Here is a 24,492-nt window from a genome sequence, read left to right on the forward strand (position 1 = left end):
GAGAAGCATGGAAGCTATTAAGGATTTTTTCGGCAGCCTGATGCTGACGGAGCTGTTCAAGGGCCTGGCCCTGACGGGCCGTTATCTGTTTGCGCGCAAGATCACGATTCAATTCCCGGAAGAGAAGACGCCGCAGTCGCCGCGTTTCCGCGGCCTGCACGCGCTGCGTCGCTATCCGAACGGTGAAGAGCGCTGCATCGCTTGCAAACTGTGCGAAGCGGTTTGCCCGGCCATGGCGATCACGATCGAATCGGAACAGCGTGACGACGGTTCGCGCCGCACCACGCGTTACGACATCGATCTGACCAAGTGCATTTTCTGCGGTTTCTGCGAAGAATCGTGCCCGGTCGACTCCATCGTCGAAACGCATATTCTCGAATACCACGGCGAAAAGCGCGGCGACCTGTACTACACCAAGGAAATGCTGCTGGCCGTCGGTGATCGTTACGAAAATGAAATTGCCGCCGCGCGTACGGCAGATGCCGCATATCGTTAATTGAGTTCGGGACGGCATGCCGGGCTTGTTAGTTTGCCGCATGTCGCCGAGATGATCGAGTCTGATGCTGAGTCCGATGCTTGTTGGGTAGCTTGATCGATGGATCAAGCGATCGAATGATCTGATGCTGGTTTAGCCAACTTTTGGTTGATTATGGAATTTAAAACTGTCTTGTTCTATGCGTTTTCAGCGGTCCTCGTGCTCGCTGCCCTACGCGTCATTACGGCCCGCAATCCGGTGCATGCGGCCCTGTTTCTCGTGTTGGCCTTCTTCTCGGCGGCCGGCATCTGGATGTTGCTGAAGGCGGAGTTCCTCGCCATCGTGCTGGTGCTGGTATATGTCGGGGCGGTGATGGTGCTGTTCCTGTTCGTGGTGATGATGCTCGATATCAATCTCGACAAGATGCGAGAGGGTTTTTGGGGATACTTTCCGCTGGCGGCAACCATCGGCGTGGTCATCGTGCTGGAAATGGCCGCGGTCCTGCTGCGCAGCTTCTGGGCGCCTGAAGCGCAAGTGCCGGCTGCATCCAATACCATCGGCACCACCAAGGCGCTGGGCATGCAGATCTACACTGAATATGTCTACGCATTTGAAGTCGCTGCCGTCATCCTGCTGGTCGCCATCGTCGCCGCCGTGGCGCTGACGCTGCGTCGCCGCAAGGACAGCAAATACTTCTCGCCGGCCGCAGCCGTCAAGGTCAAGAGCACTGATCGCGTGCGCCTGGTCAAGATGAAGGCCGAATCCACCCGTAACAACGGCAACACCGGCGGCGATGCTCAGGCATCCGGCGCGGAACAACAATCTTAAGGAGCGGCGCAATCATGACTCTCTCGCTCTCGCATTACCTGATCCTCGGCGCGATCCTGTTCGCGATCTCGATCGTCGGCATTTTCCTCAACCGCAAGAACGTCATCGTGTTGCTCATGGCAATCGAACTGATGTTGCTGGCGGTGAATATGAACTTCATTGCTTTCTCGCATTACCTCGGCGATGCGGCCGGACAGGTCTTCGTGTTCTTCATCCTGACGGTCGCCGCTGCGGAGTCCGCAATCGGTCTGGCCATCCTGGTGGTGCTGTTCCGCAATCTGGACACCATCAACGTGGAAGATCTGGATACGCTCAAGGGATAAGCAGCCTGGTTGAGCTTGGTTGAGTAGCGGTGCATTCGCAGTGCACGTGGATTGAATGTAAATTTCATTTAAAGATGGGCGTTCTCCGAGAGTCCTCGTGATTCGAAGAGAACCCAAATAGCGATAAGGTTCATCATGGCGGGGCAACTTAACCCACATCTTCTTTTAGCCGTACCACTGGCGCCGTTGGCAGGTTCTGCAATTGCAGGCCTGCTCGGTACGAAATTCTTCGGCAACGTAGTCGGCCGCAAGGTATCGCACACGGCGACCATACTCGGCGTACTGATTGCATTGATCATTTCCGTCCAGACCTTGCTGGCGGTGGTCGACGGCGCGACCTACAACGGTACGTTGTACACCTGGATGACGGTTGCCGGCCTGAAGCTGGAAGTGGGCTTTCTGATCGACAGCCTGACGGCGATGATGATGTGCGTGGTGACCTTCGTGTCCCTGATGGTGCACGTCTACACCATCGGCTACATGAAAGACGACGACGGCTACAACCGCTTCTTCTCGTACATCTCGCTGTTCACGTTCTCGATGCTGATGCTCGTCATGAGCAACAACTTCCTGCAATTGTTCTTCGGCTGGGAAGCCGTGGGTCTGGTCTCCTACCTGCTGATCGGTTTCTGGTACACCCGTCCGACCGCGATCAAGGCCAACATGAAGGCCTTCCTGGTCAACCGCGTCGGCGACTTCGGCTTCATCCTCGGCATCGGCCTGCTGCTGGCCTATGCCGGTTCCATGAATTACGGCGAAGTGTTCGCCAAGCGCGGCGAGCTGGCCCAACTGACCTTGCCCGGCACCGACTGGATGCTGCTGACCGTGGCATGTATCTGCCTGTTCGTCGGCGCGATGGGTAAGTCGGCGCAATTCCCGCTGCACGTCTGGCTGCCGGACTCGATGGAAGGCCCGACCCCGATTTCCGCGCTGATTCACGCGGCGACGATGGTCACCGCCGGCATCTTCATGGTGTCGCGCATGTCGCCGCTGTTCGAGTTGTCCGATACGGCCTTGTCCGTGATCCTGGTGATCGGTGCGATTACCGCGCTGTTCATGGGTTTCCTCGGCACGATGCAAACCGACATCAAGCGCGTGGTGGCGTATTCGACGCTGTCGCAGCTGGGTTACATGACTGTCGCGCTGGGCGCCTCGGCCTATTCGGTCGCGGTGTTCCACCTGATGACGCACGCGTTCTTCAAGGCCTTGCTGTTCCTCGGCGCGGGTTCGGTCATCATTGGCATGCACCATGATCAGGACATGCGCAACATGGGCGGCCTGCGCAAGCACATGCCGATCACCTGGATCACGTCGCTGCTCGGTTCGCTGGCGCTGATCGGTACGCCGTTCTTCTCCGGTTTCTACTCGAAGGACAGCATCATTGAGGCCGCCGCCGCGTCGCATCTGCCAGGTTCCGGTTTTGCCTACTTTGCCGTGCTGGCCAGCGTGTTCGTGACGGCGTTCTACTCCTTCCGCATGTACTTCATGGTGTTCCACGGTGAAGAGCGTTTCGGCAAGGAACATGGTCATGACGATCACCATGCGCCGGTTGCCGCACACGCTGCGCATGAGGATCATGCACACGACGCGCACGGTCATGACGACCACGCTCATGACGACCATGAGCACCACGGTCTGGCCCCGGGGCAGAAGCCGCACGAGTCGCCGCTGGTGGTGACGCTGCCGCTGATCCTGCTGGCGATTCCCTCGGTCATCATCGGTTTCCTGGCGATCTCGCCGATGATCTTCGGCGATTTCTTCAAGAACGTGATTTTCATTGGCGAAAACCACAAGGCGCTCGAAGAGCTGGCCGAGGAATACCACGGCCCTGTCGCGATGGCGGTGCACTCGCTGACATCGGCGCCGTTGTGGCTGGCGATTGCAGGCGTCGTCGTGGCGTACTACTTCTACATGGTCAACCCGCGCGTTCCGGCCTGGTTCAAGGAAAAGTTCAGCGTGATCTACACCATCCTGGACAACAAGTACTACATGGACAAGTTCAACGAGGTCGTGTTTGCCGGCGGCGCACGCCTGCTGGGCACCGGCCTGTGGACTGTCGGCGACAAGGGCCTGATCGACGGCCTGGTCGTCAACGGCAGCGCCAAGGTAGTCAACTGGTTCTCGAAAGTCACGCGCCTGTGGCAATCCGGTTACATCTACCATTACGCTTTCGTGATGATTATCGGGGTGCTGGGTTTCCTGGTTTGGTTCATGCCGTTTCCGTTTGCCAAATAAGTTGGCGTAAAGTTAAAAACAACCATGATGCAGTCAACTTTTCCTCTCCTTAGCCTTGCGATCTGGTGTCCGGTCGCGTTTGGCGTGCTCGTCCTGGCAGTGGGCCGCGACGAAAATCCATCCATCGCGCGCTGGCTGTCGCTGCTCGGCGCCGTCGTCAGCCTGCTGGTCACGATTCCGCTGGTCATGCATTTCGATGCAGCCGCGCACGGTTACCAGTTCGTCGAGAAGACGCCTTGGATCGATCGCTTCAACATCAGCTATTTCCTCGGCATCGACGGCCTGTCGCTGTGGTTCATTCCGCTGACCGCCTTCATCACGGTCATCGTGGTGCTGGCCGGCTGGGAAGTGATCCAGAAGCGCGTGGCGCAATACATGGGCGCTTTCCTGATCCTGTCCGGCCTGATGATCGGCGTGTTCTCGGCGCTGGACGGCATGCTGTTCTACGTGTTCTTCGAAGCGACCCTGATCCCGATGTTCATCATCGTCGGCGTGTGGGGCGGCGCCAACCGCGTGTATGCGGCGTTCAAGTTCTTCCTGTACACCTTGCTCGGCTCGTTGCTGATGCTGATCGCGCTGATCTATCTGTACATCGTCTCCGGCGGCAGCTTTGAAATACCGACATGGCATCAACTGCCGCTGTCGATGATCGAGCAAAAACTGTTGTTCTTCGCATTCCTGATGGCGTTCGCGGTCAAGGTGCCGATGTGGCCGGTGCATACCTGGTTGCCGGACGCCCACGTGGAAGCGCCTACCGGCGGCTCCATCGTGCTGGCGGCCATCATGCTGAAGCTCGGCGCCTACGGTTTCCTGCGTTTCTCGCTGCCGATCGCTCCTGACGCCAGCCACGCGCTGTCCGGTTTCATGATCACCTTGTCGCTGGTCGCGGTGATCTACATCGGCCTGGTCGCGCTGGTGCAGCAGGATATGAAGAAACTGGTGGCGTACTCGTCGATTGCGCACATGGGCTTCGTCACGCTGGGTTTCTTCATGTTCAACGACATGGCGGTGCAGGGCGGTATCGCACAGATGATTTCCCACGGCTTCGTGTCGGGCGCGATGTTTATGTCCATCGGCGTGCTGTACGACCGCATGCATACCCGCGAAATCGCGCAGTACGGCGGTGTGGTCAACAAGATGCCGCGCTTTGCCGCTTTCTTCATCCTGTTCTCGCTGGCCAACTGCGGTCTGCCTGCGACCTCCGGCTTCGTCGGCGAATTCATGGTGATCCTGGGCGCCGTCAAGTTCAACTTCTGGATCGGCCTGTTGTCGGCGACCGCGCTGATTCTGGGTGCTGCTTATTCGTTGTGGCTGACCAAGCGCGTGATCTTCGGCGCGGTGACCAATCATCATGTTGAAGAACTGACCGACGTCAACAAGCGCGAATTCTTCATCCTCGGCTTGCTGGCAATCGCAGTATTGGTGATGGGTCTGTACCCTGCGCCGGTGACCGACACGATGCAGACTTCGGTGTCGGACCTGCTCAAGCACGTGGCGGTATCCAAGATTAATTAAGCAAGAAGTGTCGGCATAGCCAGCATTGCTATGCCGACACTGGCAATTCGGTACGACGTTTCGATACAAGCCGGTCACATGTTTCTCACGGCTGAAAACGGCGGCAACGGTAAGCGGACAAAATACGCGGACGAAAATAAGCGGTAACTAAATGAACAACATGAATCTGATCCCTGTCTATCCGGAAATATTTCTGCTGATTGCGACTTCCGCAATTCTGCTGATCGATATGTTTTTGCCGGATGCAAAACGCGTCATCACCTACCTGCTGTCCTTGCTGGCGCTGGTGGTCTGCGCAGTGTTGACCTTCACCAACTACGCCAGCGGCGAGACGGTCTACACCTTCAGCAACATGTTCGTTTCGGACCCCTTGTCCAGCCTGCTGAAACTGTTCTCCTACCTCGCCATCGGCCTGACGCTGATCTACGCCCGTCAATACAACAGCGACCGCGCCATCGTCGGCGGCGGTCATCTGGGTGGCGAGTTCTACGCACTGGCGCTGTTCTCCCTGCTGGGTCAGATGGTCATGATCTCCGGCAACAGCTTCCTCTCGATCTACCTCGGCCTGGAACTGATGTCGCTGTCGCTGTATGCGCTGGTTGCCCTGCGCCGCGACAATGTCGGTTCGACCGAAGCCGCGATGAAGTATTTCATCCTCGGCGCGCTGGCTTCCGGTTTCCTGCTCTACGGTATCTCGATGCTGTACGGCGCGACCGGTTCGCTGGAACTGAACGACGTCTTCCGCGCCATCGTGTCCGGTACCGTTGACCGCAACGTGCTGGTCTTCGGCATCGTCTTCGTGGTCGCCGGTCTGGCGTTCAAACTGGGGGCAGTGCCATTCCACATGTGGGTGCCGGACGTCTACCACGGCGCACCGACGCCGATGACGCTGCTGATCGGCGGCGCGCCGAAGCTGGCTGCGTTCGCCATGGTGTTCCGCCTGCTGGTCGAAGGCCTGTTGCCGTTGGCAATCGACTGGCAACAAATGCTGATGGTGCTGGCGGTGTTGTCGATCATCATCGGTAACGTGACGGCGATCGCGCAGACCAACATCAAGCGCATGCTGGCTTACTCGACCATTTCGCACATGGGTTTCATGTTGCTCGGCATGATGTCGGGCGTGGTCGACGGCAACCTGTTCCAGGCCGTCAACGCCTACAGCTCGTCGCTGTTCTACGCCATCACTTACGTGTTGACCACGCTGGGCACTTTCGGCGTGATCCTGCTGATGGCGCGTTCCGGTTTCGAAGCCGACACGCTGGACGACTTCAAGGGCCTGAATCAACGCAGCCCATGGTTTGCCGCGATCATGCTGATCCTGATGTTCTCGCTGGCGGGTATTCCCCCAATGGTCGGCTTCTACGCCAAGCTGTCGGTGCTGCAAGCGGTGCTGGGCACCGGTCAGATCTGGCTGGCGGTGCTGGCAGTCGTGTTCTCGCTGGTGGGCGCGTTCTACTACCTGCGCGTCATCAAGAACATGTACTTCGACGAGCCTGCCGACAGCGGCAAGATCACGGCAAGCTTCGACGTGCGCATCGCCTTGAGCCTGAACGGCCTGGCCGCGCTGGTCATCGGTCTGTGGCCCGGTCATCTGATGGATGCGTGCACCAGCGCCATCGTCACGACGCTGGCGACATTCCTGAGCAAAGTCATCGCAGCCTGAGCGAAGCCACCGGTGAACGTATCCTTACTGAGCTGGTGCGTCATCCTGTTGGCGGTCCTGGCCGCCAACCTGCCTTTCTTTAATCAGCAGTTGTTCGCGCTGATTCCCCTGAGCAAGTCCGCCGCATACCGCAAGCCGGTATGGGTGCGACTGCTTGAACTCATCGTGCTGTACTTCATCGTCGGCGGCATTGCCCGTTTCTTCGAAGCGAACATCGGCAATGCTTTTGCGCAGGGCTGGGAATTTTATGCCGTCACCGGCTGTCTGTTTCTGGTGCTGGCGTATCCTGGCTACGTAGTGCGCTACCTGCGCAAGAGTCACGCCTAACCAGTTCTTGAAGCGATGCTGAAACGCCTGCGGTGCGCTGTGTGCAGGCATTTCGGTTCTTTCATTCATCTTCACTGCATACCGGTCCCGCATGGATACTCATCTCAAAGAAAGCAAAGTAGACGGCGAGCTGGTCTACGAAGGGCACTTCCTCAAAGTCCAGCGCGACAAGATTCTTCTGCCCGACGGCAAGCAGGCCGTGCGCGAACACATCAAGCATCCGGGGGCCGTAGTCATTCTCCCGTTGTTTGAAGACGGCTCCGTGCTGTTGGAAAGACAGTTCCGCTATCCGCTCGATCAGGTGTTCATCGAATTCCCGGCAGGGAAGATCGATCCGGGCGAGGACCATCTGGAGTGCGCCAAGCGCGAACTCCGGGAAGAGACCGGCTATACCGCCACCGACTGGCAATTCGTCTGCACCATCCACAATGCCATCGCCTATTCGGACGAACATCTGGACATCTATCTTGCGCGCGGCCTGACTGCGGGCGAGCGCAAGCTCGACGAAGGCGAGTTCCTCGATATCTACAAGGCGCCACTGTCCGAATTGCTGGAACAAGTCCGGCTCGGCAAGGTAACCGACGTCAAGACCGTGATCGGCGCCTTCTGGCTGGAAAAAATCATCAATGGGCAATGGTCATTGCCAAGTGTGTAATCCGCAATCCGCTCGTGCCGCAAAAGCAAAAGGCTTCGATACGCATCGAAGCCTTTTTCATTTTGGAGATCAGCCAACTTAGCGCTGCGGCAGTGTTTTCAGAAACGCGCCGACCTGTTTCGCATAGAACTTCGAAAAGCTCGTCGTCCCGTGGCCGCGCGTTTCTGCGCTCGCCGGGATCAGATACAACTCGGCATTCTTCAATTGCTTCATGGCGGCGACCATCGTCCCGGTCTCCGGCGGATTGCGTTCGTCGTCGGCGGAATTGATCGCCAGCACCGGCGCCTGTATGCGCGTCAGGTTCGGCATGGCATTGAAATCGGCCGACGATCCCCATTGATAGATGAAGTCGTTGGCATCGGCCGTCACCGGTGCATTCAATCGGTCATCCACGATCTTGTCGGCCTGCGCCCGCGTCGGCGCCAATGCCTGGTAGGCAAGTGTACCGCCGGCGGTGGCGATGCCGAACATGGTATTGGCCAGACGCAGCGAGGGCGGCTGCGTAGTGTAGTTGCCGCCGTTCCATGCCGGATCCTGCCTGATGGATTCCACCAGCATGCGCCGCATCATCCAGTTGCGGCTCGCCATCTCGATCGGTTGCGACGCCATCGGCACCAGCCCGTCCATCATCGACGGATACATCTCGCCCCACATCCACGTCTGCATGCCGCCCATGGAGTTACCCATGACCAGGCGCAGATGTTTGATGCCCAGGCCTTCGGTCACCAGACGATATTGCGCCAGCACCATGTCGGCGTAATTGTATTGCGGGAATTTTGCGCGCAGCCCGTCGGACGGCTTGGCCGACTTTCCGACGCCGATGGCGTCCGGCATGATGACGTAGTACTTGCTTGCATCCAGCGCTTGTCCAGGGCCCAGCATCTCGCCGGCGAAGTCCTTGCCGACGAAATCAGCGCCGCTGCGATAGGTGCCGTGCAGCAGCAGCACCGCCGGATTGGCCGGATCCCCGACGGTGATGTAATGCAGTTTGAAATTGTTCAGCGTCTCGCCGGTGTGGAAGGTGAAGGAGGGCGCAATCCAGTCGCTTTCGCGTTGCTGCGGATAGCCGGCGGCGTAGGCCGCGGCAGGCAGCAGGGAAGATGAAAGCAGCAAGGGGACGATGATGCCCAGGGCAAGTCTCCGTATCATTTTTATGGTCCTCGTCAGCGAAGGTGGTCTTTATGGGAAAGGCCATACTAAATGAAATCCGACTGCCTCGCTGTCATGCCCGTGCCGAAACCAAAACGGCGCTTCGTTGGATCGAAGCGCCGTTTTTTGTTTGAAGCGAAAAACTGATTTACATGTTCGAATAGTTCGGTCCGCCGCCGCCTTCCGGCGTCACCCACACGATGTTCTGCGTCGGGTCCTTGATGTCGCAGGTCTTGCAATGCACGCAGTTCTGCGCATTGATCTGCAGGCGGTCCGTATTGTCGTCGTTCTTCACGAACTCATACACGCCGGCAGGGCAGTAACGCGCTTCCGGGCCTGCATACTTCGCCAGGTTGACGCCGACCGGCACTGAAGCGTCTTTCAGCGTCAAATGGATCGGCTGGTCTTCCGCGTGATTCGTGTTGGAGATGAACACCGACGACAGGCGATCGAAGGTCAGCTTGCCGTCCGGTTTCGGATAGGCAATCGGCGAGAAGTCCGCAGCCGGTTTCAGGCATTCATGGTCCGCATGCGAGTGATGCAAGGTCCACGGCGCCTTGCCGCCGAACAGCACCTGGTCGATGCCGACCAGCAGCGTGCCGGTGTACAGGCCCTTGCTTATCGACGGCTTGAAGTTGCGTGCCTTGTACAGTTCTTCATGCAACCAGGACTTTTCAAACGCCGCGCTGTACGCCGTCAGCTCGTCGTACTGGCGACCGCCGTTCAATGCCTCGAAAACCGCCTCGGCGGCCAGCATGCCGGTCTTGATGGCGGCATGGCTGCCCTTGATGCGCGACACGTTCAGGAAGCCTGCATCGCAGCCGATCAGCACGCCGCCCGGGAAGGTCAGTTTCGGCAGCGATTGCAAACCGCCGGCCGTGATCGCACGCGCGCCGTAAGCCAAACGCTTGCCGCCTTCAAAGAACTTGCGGATTTCCGGATGCGTTTTATAACGCTGGAATTCTTCGTATGGCGACAGGTAAGGGTTTTCATAAGCCAGACCGATCACGTAACCGACGGCGACCTGATTATTTTCCAGGTGATACAGGAAAGAGCCGCCGTAAGTGCTGCTATCGAGCGGCCAGCCGGCGGTGTGCACGACAAGGCCGGGCTTGTGCATCTTCGGATCGATTTCCCAGATTTCCTTGATGCCGATGGCGTAAGTTTGCGGATCCTTGCCGGCGTCAAGTTTGTACTTGCTGATCAACTGCTTGCCCAGATGGCCGCGTGCGCCTTCTGCGAAAAAAGTGTATTTCGCATGCAGTTCCATGCCCAACTGGAAAGCACCGGTCGGCTCGCCATGGCGGTCCACGCCCATGTTGCCGGTGGCGACGCCCTTGACCGAGCCGTCGTCGTTGTACAGGATTTCCGCCGCCGCAAAGCCGGGGAAGACTTCCACGCCCAGCGCTTCAGCCTGCTGGCCCAGCCAGCGCACGACGTTGGCCAGCGAGATGACGTAGTTGCCGTGATTCTGGAAACAAGCCGGCAGCACCCAGGACGGCGTCTTGTATGCCTTGCCGGCGGAGAGGAAAAGAAAGCGGTCTTCGGTGACTTCGGTATTGAGCGGGGCGCCGAGCTCTTTCCAGTTGGGAAACAATTCGGTGATCGCCTGCGGATCCATGACCGCGCCGGACAGGATATGGGCGCCGACTTCGCTGCCTTTTTCCAGCACGCAGACCGACACTTCCTTGCCGGCTTCGGCGGCCAGTTGCTTGATCCGGATGGCGGAAGACAATCCGGCCGGACCGCCGCCGACAACGACGACGTCGTATTCCATCGCTTCGCGCGGACCGTATTGCGCCAGCAGGTCTTGAGTTTGAGTCATGGAGTGTCCCGTAATGTTTTGGTTGGAATATTTGCGAACGATCGTGCTATTGTTCAGTATTTTGCGAGAGAATGCTAGTCTGAATCGCAAAATATGTTCTCGTCGCCAAGCCTCGCGATATTTTATTTGATTTTTGCCAATTCCCTTATCCTTGCATGGAATTAAGGCAATGATGCTGTCCGGCAAAATCGAAGGGTATTCCGGTCTTGAAAAAACGCAGCAACGATGAAATAAATTCAACAATGACTTGAGCCGCCAGGCGACTCGATAGAAAGGCAAGATCCCGATGAGCGACAAAATCCTGATTCATACTGCCAACATGAAGATCCGCTGGGGCGACATGGACGCCTTCGGTCACGTCAACAACACCGTCTATTTCCGCTACATGGAGCAGACCCGTATCGAATGGCTGGAGTCCGCCATCGGCGGCATGGTGGAAGACGGGCTCGGCCCGGTGATCGTCAATGCCCAGTGCACCTTCCGGCGCCAGCTCAAGTATCCGGCCGACATCGAGATCCGCATGTTCGCCCTGGAGCCGGGCCGCTCGAGTGTGGAAACTACCTATGAGATCCGGCGTGTCGACCAGCCGGAAATCATCTATGCTGAGGGCGGAGCCAAGATCGTGTGGGTCAATTTCAAAGAAGAAAAATCGGTTTCTCTGCCTGACAGCATCCGTCGAATCCTGACGAAGTTGTAAGTTTCGAGAAAGGTAGATGGGACAGAATCAGCGACGATAACGGTGCCGCAAAACAACTGACGGCCCGGCAAGAATTGAGTTAGACCACATAAAGATGGCCAACCAAGATAATTACACCAGGAGGAAGACAAATGTCATACAAGACCCACGCTTTGGTTGCAGCAGCACTGCTTAGCCTTTCCCTTTCCAGCCAGGCCGCTGATCCGATCAAGATCGGCGTGTCCGGCCCCTTCACCGGCGGTTCCGCACCGATGGGCGCCTCCATGCGCGACGGCGTCAAGCTGGCGGTGGCCGACATCAACGCCTCCGGCGGCGTGCTGGGGCGTCAGTTGCAACTGATCGAGCGCGATGACGAAGCCAAGAACGAACGCGGCGTCCAGGTTGCGCAAGAGCTGATCAACAAGGAAAAAGTCGTCGCCACCGTCGGCTTCATCAACACCGGCGTCGCACTGGCCTCGCAACGCTTCTACCAGGAAGCCAAGATTCCCGTGATCAATAACGTTGCCACCGGCAGCGTCATCACCAAGCAATTCGAAAAAGATCCGGCCAACTACATCTTCCGCACTTCGGCAGCTGACGGCATTCAAGCCAAGATGATCGCCGACGAAGCGGTCGACAAGCAAAAATTCACCAAGGTCGCGATCCTGGCCGACTCCACCAACTACGGCCAGCTCGGTCGCGAGGATCTGGAAAAAGTCCTGGCTGCCAAAAAGATCACGCCGGTCGCCATCGAGAAGTACAACATCAAAGACGTCGACATGACGGCACAGTTGCTCAAGTCGAAGCAAGGCGGCGCGCAAGTCGTGCTGACCTACGGCATCGGCCCTGAACTGGCGCAAATCGCCAACGGCATGGAAAAGCTGAACTGGCACGTGCCCATCATCGGCAGCTGGCCGCTGTCGATGGGCAATTTCATCGACAATTCCGGCAAGAACGGCAACGGCGCCCGCATGCCGCAGACTTTCATCCAGGACGGCAACACGCCTAAGCGCAAAGCCTTCATCGAAGCCTACCAAAAAGCTTACAAGGTCGATCGTATTCCATCGGCCGTGTCCGCCGCCCAAGGCTACGACTCGATCTACCTGCTGGCTGCCGCCATCAAGCAAGCCGGCACCACCGATGGCGAGAAGGTCCGCGCAGCGCTGGAAAACCTGAACACCAAGGTCGAAGGCGTCGTGACTACCTATGACAAACCGTTTAGCCATACCGACCACGAAGCGATCAAGCCGAACAACGTCGTCATGGGCGAAGTGAAAAACGGTCGCGTCATCCTCGGCAAATAAAAATCTGACGGCAGTGTGATTTGTCGTTAAAGCATAAAGGCCAGTCCTTGCGATCCGGGGACTGGCCTTTTTCGCAGGGTCTGTTGACGATTTTTTAACTTGTATCGGAAGTGAAGGAAGTTCGCGGCGGCGTCGGGAATGCAGCGGCTCAAACGGCCGGGCGTCCGGCGTCCAGCGTCGGGCAACGCCAAGGCAAGGGCAGGGCGCATGCGTGCAGCAGCTTGTACGCCACTCCTTGCCGGCGCCCGGCAGTATTCTTCCCGTTCTTCCTGTTCTTACCGGTTAACAATCGCGGCAAGCTCAACCCGCCATTCAATGGCAGCCGCTTCTTGGGTAGAAATAATGGATATTCTGTTACAGCTGGTTTTCAGCGGCATCGCGTTAGGCATGATCTACGCGGTGATCGCCTTCGGTTATCAACTCACCTTCGCCACTTCCGGCACCCTGAACTTCGGCCAGGGCGAAGCGTTGATGCTGGGCGCACTGGTCGGCCTTTCCGTGGTCGGCAACATACACGGCGGCCCCTATCTCAATTATTGGCTGATGATCCCCATCGTGCTGGTGTTCGGCGCGCTGCAAGGCATGTTCGTCGAATGGATAGGCGTGCGTCCCGCGATCAAGATCAAGTCCGAATTCGGCTGGATCATGTCGACCATCGCGCTCGCGATCATCTTCAAGAACGTCGCGGAAAACATCTGGGGCAAGGATGACCTGCCGTTCCCGAGTCCGCTGTCCGGCGCACCGTTCCAGATCCTCGGCGCCAACGTGCAGCCGATGCAAGTCCTGGTCGTGGTCGGCGCGCTCGCCATCATGCTCGCGGTTGAAATCTTCAACCGCAAATCGATCTACGGCAAAGCCGTCGTCGCCACATCGAACGACCGCGACGCCGCCGGCCTGATGGGCATCAACACCAGCATGGTGATCACATTCTCCTACGCATTGTCCTCGGCAACGGCAGCCTTTGCCGGCGTGCTGGTCGCGCCGCTGACGCTGACCGGCGCAACGATGGGCGCCGCGCTCGGCCTCAAGGCGTTTGCGGTGGCGATCATCGGCGGCCTGACCTCGGGCATGGGCGCCATCGTCGGCGGCCTGATCCTCGGCATCGCCGAAACCGTCACCGGCTTCTACATCTCGACCGGCTACAAGGAAGTCCCCGGGCTGCTGCTGCTCCTGCTCGTGCTGGCGGTCAAACCTGCAGGCCTGTTCGGCAAAACTGCGATCAAGAAGGTCTGATGAACATGAACAAGAAAATCCTCCTCATTTCCATCCTCGGCATCGCCGCGCTGGCGGTGCTGCCGCAGGTGGTGCGCAATCCTTACTACCTGCACCTGGCCGAAACCATCCTCATCTACGCGATCCTGCTGTTCGGCCTGGACATCGTGGTCGGCTACACCGGCCAGGTGTCGCTCGGCCACGCCGGGCTGTTCGGCATCGGCTCGTACACCGCGGGCGTGCTGTACTTCAAGCTCGGCCTGCCGTTCCTGATCGTGATGCCGGCCAGCATCGCCGTCACCGCCGTGTTCGGCGCGATCCTCGCGCTGCCTGCCCTGCGCGTGACCGGTCCGTATCTGGCGATGGTCACGCTGGCCTTCGGCACCATCATCCAGATCCTCATCAACGAAATGACTTTCCTCACCGAAGGTCCGATGGGCATCAAGGTCGCCAAGCCGATGCTCGGCGCCGTCAAGATGACGGAAGTCCAGTTCTTCTACGTCGTCGCCATCCTTATGGTGCTGTCGCTGATCGTGGTCCATCGCATCCTGCGCTCCAACCTCGGCCGCGCCTTCCAGGCATTGCGCGACAGCCCGATCGCGTCCGACTGCATGGGCGTCTCGGTGTATCGCTACAAGGTCTACGCCTTCATCATCAGCGCCGCGCTGGCCGGCCTGTCCGGTTGCCTGTACGCGTATTCGGAAGAGTACATCTCGCCCAATACCTACAACTTCGAGCTGACCATCCTGTTCCTGCTGGCGGTGATCATGGGCGGCCGCAAGTCGCGCATCGGTTCGCTCATCGGCGCCCTGATCGTGGTCATGCTGCCGAGCCTGCTGTCGGACATCGAACTGTTCCGCCAGATCGCCACCGTCGCGGCGGTGATCGTGGTGGTCGGCGGCATCGCCTCGGTCGTCAAGAAAACCAAGACCCCGCGCGAAATCGCCGTCCCGGTGGTCGCCACCGTGCTGATGGCCGGCTTCTCCTACAAGCTGGAAAACATCACCGACTGGCGCCTCACCATCTTCGGCCTGATGACGCTGTTCGTGGTCTACTACCTGCAGGACGGCATCGTCGGTTTCTGCCGCAGCCTGTTCGGCCGCATGTTCAGCAAGCGCGTCCCATTGGCGCAGCAAATCGCCGGCAACAAAACCGAAGCCGTCATCACCACCGCCGCCGTCAAGGACAACGGCGCAACCCTGCTCAAGGTCAACCAGGTGCTGATGCAGTTCGGCGGCCTCAAAGCCCTGAACAAGGTCGACCTCGACGTTCGCAAGGGCACCGTGCACGGCCTGATCGGCCCCAACGGTTCCGGCAAGAGCACCATGATGAACGTCCTCACCGGCATCTATCGTCCGACCGACGGCGCCGTCGAATACGACGGCCGCGGCATCACCGGACAGACGCCATCGGCCATCGCCCTGGGCGGCGTGGCGCGCACCTTCCAGAACGTCCAGCTGTTCGGCGAAATGACCGCCACCGAAAACGTCCTGGTCGGCCTGCACCACACCTTCAACAGCAACGTCGCCGACGTCATGGTGCAAAGTCCGCGTTACAAGCGTGAAGAGCAAGCCGCACGCGAACGCGCCGCCGCCATCCTGGAGTTCGTCGGCCTCGCCGACCTCGCCAACGAAGAAGCGCGCAACCTGCCGTACGGCAAACAGCGCCTGCTCGAAATCGGCCGCGCGCTGGGCCTCAATCCCAGCCTGCTGTTGCTCGACGAACCGGCCGCCGGCCTCACCGCGCCCGACATCAAGGAACTGGTCGCCATCATCCGCAAGATCCGCGATGTCGGCATCACCATCATCCTCATCGAGCATCATATGGACGTCGTCATGTCGATCTGCGACACCGTCACCGTGCTCGATTTCGGCCAGAAGATCGCCGAAGGCAAGCCGGCCCAGGTGCAGGCCGATCCCAAGGTGATCGAAGCCTACCTCGGCGGCAGCGCCGGCGACGCCACACCAACCACCGCGGGAGCTTGAGATGTTGACGATTTCGAATTTGCAAGCCGCTTACGGCAAGGTTGAAGTGCTGCACGGTATTTCGATGGAAGTACCGAAAGGCAAAGTGGTCACCCTGATCGGCTCCAACGGCGCCGGCAAAACCACCACCATGCGCGCCATCTCCGGCATGATCAAGCCGAAGGGCGGCACCGTCACCCTCGGCGGTAAAGACGTCACCGGCCAGGACTCGCACAAGATCGCGCGCGCCGGTCTCGCCCATTCGCCCGAAGGCCGCCGCGTCTTCGCCACCATGAGCGTCACCGACAACCTGCTGCTGGGCGCTTTCCCGCGCTTCACACGCGCCCGTCCCAAAGGCGACATCTCCCACGACCTGGAACGCGCGCTGGAACTGTTCCCACGCCTCAAGGAGCGCCAGACGCAACTGGCCGGCACCTTGTCCGGCGGCGAACAGCAAATGCTCGCCATGGCCCGCGCCGTCATGCTCAATCCGGAAGTCATCCTGCTGGACGAACCCTCGATGGGTCTCGCGCCCATCCTGGTCGACGAAGTGTTCCGCATCATCCTGCGTCTGAAAGAGCAGGGCATTACGATGCTGCTGGTGGAGCAATTCGCCGCTGCGGCACTGAACGTCGCCGACTACGGCTATGTACTGGAAAACGGCAAAATCTCCGTACACGGCCCGGCCGACAAACTGCAGAACGACCCGGCGGTCCAGGCAGCTTATCTCGGCGGTGGCGCGCATCATTAATCAATAAAATGCCAAGCCGGCAATCGGATACTCAGACCCGCAGTTCGCTGCGCGCCGGGTATATTAAGGGGGAGTCATACCTCTGAGACCTGACTGGGGTGCGCTGCGGCGCACCTTTTCTTTTGATCCAATAGGAAACTACAGCAGTTCTAATTTATTGAACAAATCTAAAAATTTGCTGATTTTATGAAGACTCTGAAACGGACTGATGTGCACAATCTGCGGCGATGGGAGGTGGCGATGAGCACTTATCTTCTAACTATAAAAAACTAAATTTTCAAGAGGCGCTGACAATGGATAGCTTTTACGCACCAGTAATAACTGTTTGTGGAACAGTTATAGTCGGATATTTAGCGAACTTTACAGCTGAGCGATATCGCCGTTTTTCAGATGGGAGTGCAATTGCAGCCGCAATATCTGGAGAGCTGAGCTCGCATGCCGTAAGTATTCCACTTATTAAGGATATGCTGACTGGACTCATCGTTGCCGCTGAGTCCGGTAGTAGTCCAATTTTGAGGCCTTGGGAACCACCCAATGATCCCGTTTATGAAGAAATGGTAGGAAAAATTGGATTGTTGGGCATTGAACTAGTTGAAGACGTAGTGTTCACCTATCAGCAGATTAGGGCGTTTCGAATGGCTCTCAAAGTGGTACATGATCACCATGATATGTCACCGCATGAGTTGTCTGCGCGATTAAAGCGCTGCCTTGAAACCATAACTAGAGCCGAGGAACGTGGAGTGCCCCTTGTCCATCGGTTACGCGAAAGATCCCAAGAAGTTTACAAAATCAAACTTCCCTACTGGGGAGAGTATGTATTAAAAAAACGCTGATTGAACGCACCGTTTAGAAACCAATTAGCCTATCAATAGGGCCCATTTCGATTTGAGTATCTTTATTGGTCGCTTTCACGATTTCTTTGGCAAGGACTATTACGGTTTCTATATATGCTTTTCCTAGAGAATTTTCTTTTAAAAAATCTCTATATTCTGGATTTAATAGCGCATGTCCAAGCGCACTGTCTGTCATATCGGAAATAGGCAAGGCCCCCGTTATGAAATATTGATCAATGCTTTCAATCAAACTATGAAGCGTACGGTGAACAAACGACAGTACTGACGTCGGAATATTAGTTTGCTCTATCAACGATTCTAAAATGGCTACTAGCTTTGCTTTGATTTCCTTTAGTTCCACCTCTTCAATCACTTTCTGGCTAGAAGACGAATTCAATAAGCGTGAAGTCATACTTAAGTATCGCAACGTGTGATCGTCAATATGGCCTATAAACGTTTGCCACTGACCACTTAGGTTTTGTGTACTGAAGCCTTCGTTGATTTTAGGAAACCAATAATCCCAACTCTCACTCTCTGTTGGGATTGTTTGTGTCGCCATCTCAACAACTTGGTATGGAAGTTTCATGACATTCCCTAAACGAGCGAGCATGGTCGAAAGATCGTTTGTCATAAGTACCATTTTCCAACCTGCTAAGCACGGATTGGCAGATGAAAACGTTTTACCTTTTCTTAAAATTAGCAACAGTCGTTCTGCTGGATTATCAAAATTGCTCATCTTTGATGTTTGCCTGTTTATAGAATATTTTTTGAGATTCTATAGGTATTGAGCAATAAAAAGATGATTTTCTGACGACCTGAAATAGACAATATCATTTGCCTTGGGGACGTTACTAAACCGTGATTGGTTTCATGTATGCGTGTGAGATCGCGTTGCTGGATAAAGTAATGCGATCTCTAATGTGAATTGATGAATTTACCAACTCATAGTGAGGATGTTTGTTTCAAATACCGCTTCCGCCAAGGCTTCAACACCACCAACGCCAACACCGCAGCCAGAATATCCAGCGTAATCGCCGTGCCAAACACCGGATGCCAGCTACCGGTCTTCTCGTGCATCAGCGCCGCCAGCGGTCCGCCGAGGATCGATCCGATACCTTGCGAGATATACAGCCAGCCGTAGTTGGCCGTCGCGTTGCGCGTGCCGAAGGTGTCGGTCAGCGTCGACGGGAACAGTGAAAAGATCTCGCCCCAGCCGAAGAACACCACGCCCGACAACAGCACGAACAGCACCGCGTTCTCGCGCGTCATGAGCCACAGCGCCATGGCGATGCCTTCGAGGGCGAAGGCGAAGAACATGGTGTTCTCACGACCGAAATGATCCGATACCCAGCCGAAGAAGGGACGCGTCAAGCCATTGGTCAGGCGGTCGATGGTCAGCGCCAGCGGCAGGGCGGCGAGGCCGAACACCATCACGTTGGCGACGCCGAAGTCGCGCGCGAAGCTGGCCATTTGCGAGGTCACCATCAGGCCCGAGGTGGACATCATGGTCATCATGCAGAACATCAGCCAGAACAGCGGCGTGCGCAGCATCTGGCGCGGCGTCAGGTCGTTGCCGGTGGATTGCGCGACGCGCGTTGCCGGCAGCGCCGTCATCGGGTCGGGCGAACGCAGCGCTTGCGAGGCGATCACGCCGATCACGGCGAAGATCAGGCCGAACTGCCATAGCGTGCTTTCCAGGCCCTGGCCGGCGAGTGCGGACGAGATCGGGAAGGTGGTCAGGATAGCGCCCATGCCGTAACCGGCGGCGACCATGCCGACCGCAAAGCCGCGGCGGTCAGGGAACCAGCGCACCATCTGGCCGACCACGCCGACATACACGATGCCGGTGCCGAGTCCGCCGACCAGGCCGTAGCTCAGGTAGAGCATGCCGATGCTGGAGGCTTGCGACGCCAGCACCCAGCTCAGGCCCGACATGACCGTGCCGATGGAAATCAGGCGACGCGCGCCGAAACGTTCGATCAGGCCGCCCTGGAACGGCGAGAAGAAGGTTTGCAGCACGATCAGCATGGAAAAGGTGATCTGCAGTTCGGACAGCGGCACGCCGAGTTTGGCGGCGAGCGGTTTGGTGAACAGCGTCCACACGTATTGCGGACTGGAGATCGCCATCATGCAGATCAGGCTGATCAGCAGCTGGAACCAGCGGTTCTGGAGCAGGCCCTGCGTGCTGGCGGGGGCGGATGTGTCGGTCAGAGTGGTCATGCGTTTCTCCTGAAGAAAGAGGGATGGAGCGCGTTGCCGATGGGGTGTCAATTTATGTATGCATAAATTCGCGACGAACGAATGCAGGATTCATGCCATTGGACATGCATTGCATGAGCGCGATGGAAGAACGCCATGCATGCCGGAGAAATGCCGGAGAACACCAGCAGGGGCGCGAGGAAATCGGGAGGTGAATCAGAGGAAGTGCAGGCTGGGCGCGGTTTTCAGCGCCCGGCAGCTTGCACTAAATGCGTGCTTCAGCCGAAGCGTTTGCGCCGCGCGGGTGCCGGGGAGGGATGCTGGGCCATCTCGGTGCGGACATGTTCCAGCCGGTCGATGGTGATTTGTTCGACGACGGCGTGGCTGTCCTTGATGTGGCGTTCGACCAGTGCGCCGGCTTGCGCGGCGTCGCCGGCGGCGATGGCATCGAGGATGGCGACGTGTTCGTCGTAGGTGTCGGCGATGCAGTCGCCGTAGGCAAAGTCCAGGCGCCGCATGATGCGGATGTGTTCGGTGACTTGCCGGTAGACGGCGTCGGTCTCCGGGTTGCCGGCGGCGGCGACCAGTGCCAGATGGAATTGTTCGTCCAGCGCGGCGACGGCGAGTCCGTCTTTCGAGCGCTTTCTGGTCGTCACGCGCCAGACGGCGCCGGCTTCGGCCAGCAGCGTTTCGCGGGCGGACGCCGGCCTGCCCGGATCGCACAGGCGGCGCACTGCGTGCAGCTCGATCATTTCGCGCAGGTCGTAGAGGGCGGCAAAACGGGAGAAGTCGATCGGCACCACTTCCCATCCGTTGCGGAAATAGCCGCGCACCAGTCCCTCGCTTTGCAGCCGCATCAACGCTTCGCGCACCGGCGTGCGCGAGACTTGCAGTCGCTCGGCGACGTCGTTCTCGGCAAAGCGGTCGCCGGGCAGCAAACGGAAGGCGAAGATGTCGTCGCGCAGTTTTTCATAGACGGTTTCGGCGAGCCTCGGCGCGGGGCGTCGGCTCGCATCGTCGTTGGGTAGAACCAATGGTTTCGTTGTCATGCGGTGGCGGTGGCTTTAGCTTCCGCGGCGTCGCGTGGCTGATGCATCGGGCTGATGCTTCGGACGGAGGCGCGCGGTCGATTGCAGAGTTCGATTAACGGCAATGGTAGCGCATGGCTTCCTGATTCGCTGCACATATCTCGTACCTTTTTCGCACGTCTCTCGCACATCCCTCACTTCGACGGCGGCGGCAGGGACGAGCGCGCAGATGCCAATGACGGCGATCCGGTGTAAGGTAGCGGATTTGTCGCCGCGGGCATTCTTCAACATGATCGACGCATTCAAAGCCTCCACCGCCGGATTCAGTCTCAGCCTTTCGCTGATCCTCGCCATCGGTTCCCAGAACGCCTTCGTGTTGCGCCAGGGACTGCGGCGCGAGCATGTCTTCCTGATCTGCCTGACCTGCTTTATCTCCGATACGATGCTGATCCTTGCCGGCATTGCCGGCTTCGACGTCGTCATTGTCTGGCTGCCGTGGCTGGAGCAAGCCATGCGTTACATCGGCGCCGCCTTCTTGTTCGCCTATGGCGCCAGAAGCTTGTGGTCGGCGTTGAGATCTTCGGCGGCCCTGGCCGCAAGCGACGCCACTCCGCAGTCGCTGAAAAAGACGCTGCTGATCTGCCTGGCCCTGACCTGGTTCAATCCTCACGTTTATCTCGATACGCTGTTCCTGATCGGCTCGATCTCCACGCAATACGACGGACAGAAGATTGCTTTTGCGTTTGGCGCCAGCGTGAGCTCGCTGCTGTTTTTCTTTTCGCTGGGCTACGGTGCGCGGCTGTTGCAACCCTTGTTTGCACGGCCGGTGGCGTGGCGCATTCTTGACGGACTGATCGCAGTCATCATGTGGGGCATTGCGTATTCGCTGGTGTGGAATAGGGGAGTTTGATCTTCGAAAAAATGAATCAAAAGCTGACGTAACGATGCTCCTTAGCGCCAAACCGCTCTCTGCCGACGCGCGAAGCGACGGTTGAAAGAGCAAAGACGACAAGGAGTCCGACGCCGATCTCGATTTCTGCGTCAAGCCGGCGTGAAAAATACGAACGCCCGATGCAATTCATCGGGCGTTCGTATGTGGGATGCGTCATGAACAGGGCGGTTTAGTATCGATATCCCAGGGTCAGCATGATGGTGCGGTCGTCTCCCAGCGCCACCGCGCGCGCGACGCCGCCGGCGTAGTATTCGGTATTGAAGAGGTTCTTCACGTTCAGCGCGGCGCGCCAGCGTGCGGCGTTGTAGGCCACGCCGGCGTCGGCGACGACATAACCGGGCAAGCGGTAGCCGCTGGTGCGCTGCATGCTTTGTCCGCGCACGCCGCCGTTGAGCTCCCAGCCGTTCAACTCGCCCTTGAAGCGGTAGCGCGCGCTGGTGTTGAAGCTGTGGCGCGGCACGTTGTCCAGCCATTGGCCGACGGTGGTGACGCTCTGGCCGCCGTCGTCGGTGACCGTCGCTGCCGTGTAGGCATAGCCAGCGATCAGGCTCAGGCCGTTTTTGAAATCCGAGGTGAGACCGATTTCGAAACCGCGCGAACGTTGTTCGCCGACCGCGACGCTAAAGCCCGTGTTGGCGGTGTCGCTGACCAGCACATTGCGGCGGTGCAGGTCGAAGACCGCCATGTTCAGGTTGGTGCGGCCTTCATCCATTTCCACTTTGACGCCGGCTTCCACCTGTTTGCCGGTTTCCGGTTTGAAGGTGTTGCCGCTCGCGTCGGTGCCGCTGTTGGGATAGAACGAGGTGGCGTAGCTGACGTACGGACGCACGCCGCGCGCCACCTCATACATCAATGCCGCCGAACCGGTGTTGGCGCCGGCCGGATTGTTGGTGTGGGTGCTGGTGCGCAGGTTGTCCGAATAGGTGGCCGTGTTGTCGCGGCGCAGGCCGGCCACGAGTTGCCAGCGATCGCCGAAGCGAATCTGGTCGCGCAAGTAGATGCCCAGGTCGCGGATCGTGGTGGAGGTGTTGGTGGTCGGCGTGGTCGGGCAGACCACGCGCGCGCCGTAGACCGGGTTGTAGACGTTCAGCGCGGCCACGGTGCAGGTGAACGAACGCACGTCTTCGCGCGTGTTCAGGTAGTCGGTGCCGAATGTGACCTCGTGTTTGCCGACAGCCGTGTCGAAGCTGCGCTGCAGGTTGGTGTCCATGGTGAAGGTCTGGCCGGTGTACGTCTGGTCCGTAGCCGTGCGCGTCAGCGTCTGGCTGCTGGCGTTGAGCACGTTGGCGGCGATCAGTTGGCCGCTCATGGTGAATTGTTGCCAGCGCAGGTTGTTGTGCAGCGTCCAGCCGTCGTCGAAGCGGTGCGTCAGCGAATAACCCAGACGTGTTTCGATGGCGTTGTACGGCTTTGCCGTCGGTTCGCCGATGAACAGGCTGCGCGGAAGGCTGCCGTTGATGTTGCCGGTGATCGATCCCGACAGCGGCAAGCCTTGCTGGCGGATGTAACCGCGTTCCTGGAAGCTCGTCAGGATGGTGAAGTCGGTGCGCGCGCCGAGATCCAGCGAGAGCGAAGGTGCGATGTAGCGGTTCTTGAACCAGACGTAATTGGTGGCGTCGTTGGAGTTGGAAATCAGTCCATTGATGCGGAAGGCTTGCTTGCCGTTTTCCGAGAGCGATTTGTTGAGGTCGACCGTGGCTTCGCGGAAATCGTGGCTGCCGATCGTGACGTCGGCGTTGGCGAAGTCGTAGCCTTGCGGGCGCTTGCTGACCATGTTGACCAGGCCGCCCGGCAGCACCAGGCCGTACAGCAGGGAGGCAGGCCCTTTCACCACCTCCACCTGTTCCAGTCCGAACAATTGCTCGGCGACGCGATTGGAGGCGGCCGTACGCAAACCATCCAGATACAACGAATCGGACGCTACCTGGCCGCGGATGATCAGGTCGTCCCAGCCGCGCCGGCCGTATTGATTGGAGACCACGCCCGTCACGTTTTTCAGCGCATCGGATAGCGTCACCGCTTGCTGGCTGTCGAGTACGGCGCGCGGCACCACCGAGATGGATTGCGGTGTCTGCGAAAGCGGCACGGAAGATTTGTTGACCAGCGGTTTACCGGCGTTGAAACCGGTTCCCGCATCGCTATCGGATACCACGTTCACCGTGGGCAACTGGCTCGCATCCGTGTTCGACGCCGTGGCGTCGGTCGGGGTGGACGAGGATGTTTGGGCAAACAGGATGCTTGGGGCCAGGGCTGTCAGGCCCACAAAAACGGCGCGGGTGCGGAGAGAGGGCATAGTGGTGCGGAGAGGATATTGTTAGAAATGAGAATTATTTCTATTCATGATATCCGCTGATGCCGCATTGCCGCAAATTAATTCGGATTTTTATATGTTTTTTTGATAATGGAAGGGAAAACGCCGGGAAAAAATAATTGATTGGCAACTTTTCGTGTGGCCGGCGGCATGCCTTGCATGTATCCGGCTGGCTTTGTCGTCATGGCGTCACGCAGATAACTTCACTCCTTCACGAAATTTCCTATTAAAGTTACGGTTCGCCGGGTCTTCAACGCTTGCAATCGA

At 58.3% G+C, this 24,492-nt stretch carries 21 protein-coding genes; 15 read left to right on the top strand and 6 right to left on the bottom strand.

Annotated features, from left to right (window positions below; genetic code table 11):
• Nucleotides 1–7 precede the first annotated feature (7 nt).
• The 8 genes from nuoI to PMI16_RS17440 all read left to right on the top strand — a co-directional run bounded on the left by nuoI (nt 8) and on the right by PMI16_RS17440 (nt 8,021).
• On the top strand, nt 8–496 hold the full coding sequence (nuoI, locus tag PMI16_RS17405; RefSeq protein WP_007881962.1) for an NADH-quinone oxidoreductase subunit NuoI: 489 nt from the start codon (nt 8–10) through the stop codon (nt 494–496).
• A 153-nt stretch (nt 497–649) separates the two neighbouring features.
• Nucleotides 650–1,303, top strand: coding sequence for an NADH-quinone oxidoreductase subunit J (locus PMI16_RS17410; RefSeq protein WP_007881963.1), 654 nt, complete (start codon nt 650–652; stop codon nt 1,301–1,303).
• 14 nt (nt 1,304–1,317) lie between these two features.
• Nucleotides 1,318–1,626, top strand: a complete 309-nt coding sequence (gene nuoK / locus PMI16_RS17415; RefSeq protein ID WP_007881964.1) for an NADH-quinone oxidoreductase subunit NuoK — start codon at nt 1,318–1,320, stop codon at nt 1,624–1,626.
• A gap of 135 nt (nt 1,627–1,761) precedes the next feature.
• Complete coding sequence (nuoL, locus tag PMI16_RS17420; RefSeq protein ID WP_007881965.1) at nt 1,762–3,861, top strand: NADH-quinone oxidoreductase subunit L; 2,100 nt, start codon at nt 1,762–1,764, stop codon at nt 3,859–3,861.
• Between the two features lie 24 nt (nt 3,862–3,885).
• Nucleotides 3,886–5,376, top strand: coding sequence for an NADH-quinone oxidoreductase subunit M (locus tag PMI16_RS17425; protein ID WP_007881966.1), 1,491 nt, complete (start codon nt 3,886–3,888; stop codon nt 5,374–5,376).
• 151 nt (nt 5,377–5,527) lie between these two features.
• Nucleotides 5,528–7,039 (top strand): NADH-quinone oxidoreductase subunit NuoN, encoded by a 1,512-nt coding sequence (nuoN, locus tag PMI16_RS17430; RefSeq protein ID WP_007881967.1) that lies wholly within the window; start codon nt 5,528–5,530, stop codon nt 7,037–7,039.
• A 12-nt stretch (nt 7,040–7,051) separates the two neighbouring features.
• The gene (locus tag PMI16_RS17435) at nt 7,052–7,366 is read left to right on the top strand and encodes a DUF2818 family protein (protein ID WP_007881968.1); all 315 of its coding nucleotides are present in this window, start codon (nt 7,052–7,054) and stop codon (nt 7,364–7,366) included.
• A gap of 91 nt (nt 7,367–7,457) precedes the next feature.
• On the top strand, nt 7,458–8,021 hold the full coding sequence (locus PMI16_RS17440; protein ID WP_007881969.1) for an NUDIX domain-containing protein: 564 nt from the start codon (nt 7,458–7,460) through the stop codon (nt 8,019–8,021).
• Nucleotides 8,022–8,099: 78 nt separating this feature from the next.
• Here PMI16_RS17440 and PMI16_RS17445 read toward each other — a convergent pair whose 3' ends face one another.
• Nucleotides 8,100–9,170 (bottom strand): alpha/beta fold hydrolase, encoded by a 1,071-nt coding sequence (locus PMI16_RS17445; protein WP_007881970.1) that lies wholly within the window; start codon nt 9,168–9,170, stop codon nt 8,100–8,102.
• 148 nt (nt 9,171–9,318) lie between these two features.
• Nucleotides 9,319–10,995, bottom strand: a complete 1,677-nt coding sequence (locus PMI16_RS17450; protein ID WP_007881971.1) for an electron transfer flavoprotein-ubiquinone oxidoreductase — start codon at nt 10,993–10,995, stop codon at nt 9,319–9,321.
• Between the two features lie 286 nt (nt 10,996–11,281).
• Between PMI16_RS17450 and PMI16_RS17455 the strand changes: the two genes are divergently transcribed.
• The 6 genes from PMI16_RS17455 (at nt 11,282) to PMI16_RS26020 (ending at nt 17,735) form a co-directional block, all read left to right on the top strand.
• Nucleotides 11,282–11,692 carry an acyl-CoA thioesterase gene (locus PMI16_RS17455; protein ID WP_007881974.1) on the top strand — a complete coding sequence of 137 codons (411 nt, stop codon included), beginning with the start codon at nt 11,282–11,284 and terminating at the stop codon, nt 11,690–11,692.
• A gap of 131 nt (nt 11,693–11,823) precedes the next feature.
• Nucleotides 11,824–12,975 carry an ABC transporter substrate-binding protein gene (locus tag PMI16_RS17460; protein ID WP_007881975.1) on the top strand — a complete coding sequence of 384 codons (1,152 nt, stop codon included), beginning with the start codon at nt 11,824–11,826 and terminating at the stop codon, nt 12,973–12,975.
• Between the two features lie 342 nt (nt 12,976–13,317).
• Nucleotides 13,318–14,208, top strand: coding sequence for a branched-chain amino acid ABC transporter permease (locus PMI16_RS17465; protein WP_007881976.1), 891 nt, complete (start codon nt 13,318–13,320; stop codon nt 14,206–14,208).
• A 5-nt stretch (nt 14,209–14,213) separates the two neighbouring features.
• Nucleotides 14,214–16,172: a branched-chain amino acid ABC transporter ATP-binding protein/permease gene (locus tag PMI16_RS17470; RefSeq protein ID WP_193365741.1), complete on the top strand. Its 1,959-nt coding sequence runs from the start codon at nt 14,214–14,216 to the stop codon at nt 16,170–16,172.
• Between the two features lies 1 nt (nt 16,173).
• Nucleotides 16,174–16,902 carry an ABC transporter ATP-binding protein gene (locus tag PMI16_RS17475; protein WP_007881982.1) on the top strand — a complete coding sequence of 243 codons (729 nt, stop codon included), beginning with the start codon at nt 16,174–16,176 and terminating at the stop codon, nt 16,900–16,902.
• A 293-nt stretch (nt 16,903–17,195) separates the two neighbouring features.
• On the top strand, nt 17,196–17,735 hold the full coding sequence (locus PMI16_RS26020) for a hypothetical protein (RefSeq protein WP_157212679.1): 540 nt from the start codon (nt 17,196–17,198) through the stop codon (nt 17,733–17,735).
• Between the two features lie 13 nt (nt 17,736–17,748).
• Here PMI16_RS26020 and PMI16_RS17480 read toward each other — a convergent pair whose 3' ends face one another.
• The 3 genes from PMI16_RS17480 to PMI16_RS17490 all read right to left on the bottom strand — a co-directional run bounded on the left by PMI16_RS17480 (nt 17,749) and on the right by PMI16_RS17490 (nt 20,983).
• The gene (locus PMI16_RS17480) at nt 17,749–18,471 is read right to left on the bottom strand and encodes a hypothetical protein (protein ID WP_007881992.1); all 723 of its coding nucleotides are present in this window, start codon (nt 18,469–18,471) and stop codon (nt 17,749–17,751) included.
• Nucleotides 18,472–18,677: 206 nt separating this feature from the next.
• Nucleotides 18,678–19,955, bottom strand: a complete 1,278-nt coding sequence (gene oxlT / locus PMI16_RS17485; protein ID WP_007881994.1) for an oxalate/formate MFS antiporter — start codon at nt 19,953–19,955, stop codon at nt 18,678–18,680.
• 257 nt (nt 19,956–20,212) lie between these two features.
• Nucleotides 20,213–20,983 (bottom strand): GntR family transcriptional regulator, encoded by a 771-nt coding sequence (locus PMI16_RS17490; RefSeq protein ID WP_007881996.1) that lies wholly within the window; start codon nt 20,981–20,983, stop codon nt 20,213–20,215.
• A 268-nt stretch (nt 20,984–21,251) separates the two neighbouring features.
• On the opposite strand from PMI16_RS17490, the gene PMI16_RS17495 reads away from it, so the two are divergent.
• Nucleotides 21,252–21,872 carry a LysE/ArgO family amino acid transporter gene (locus PMI16_RS17495; protein WP_034381115.1) on the top strand — a complete coding sequence of 207 codons (621 nt, stop codon included), beginning with the start codon at nt 21,252–21,254 and terminating at the stop codon, nt 21,870–21,872.
• A gap of 211 nt (nt 21,873–22,083) precedes the next feature.
• Here PMI16_RS17495 and PMI16_RS17500 read toward each other — a convergent pair whose 3' ends face one another.
• Entirely contained in the window at nt 22,084–24,207 is a 2,124-nt protein-coding gene (locus PMI16_RS17500) for a TonB-dependent siderophore receptor (protein ID WP_007882003.1), read from the bottom strand.
• Nucleotides 24,208–24,492: the final 285 nt, after the last annotated feature.

Origin of the sequence: Herbaspirillum sp. CF444, assembly GCF_000282135.1 — a bacterium.
In the GTDB taxonomy this organism is placed as follows: domain Bacteria; phylum Pseudomonadota; class Gammaproteobacteria; order Burkholderiales; family Burkholderiaceae_D; genus Herbaspirillum.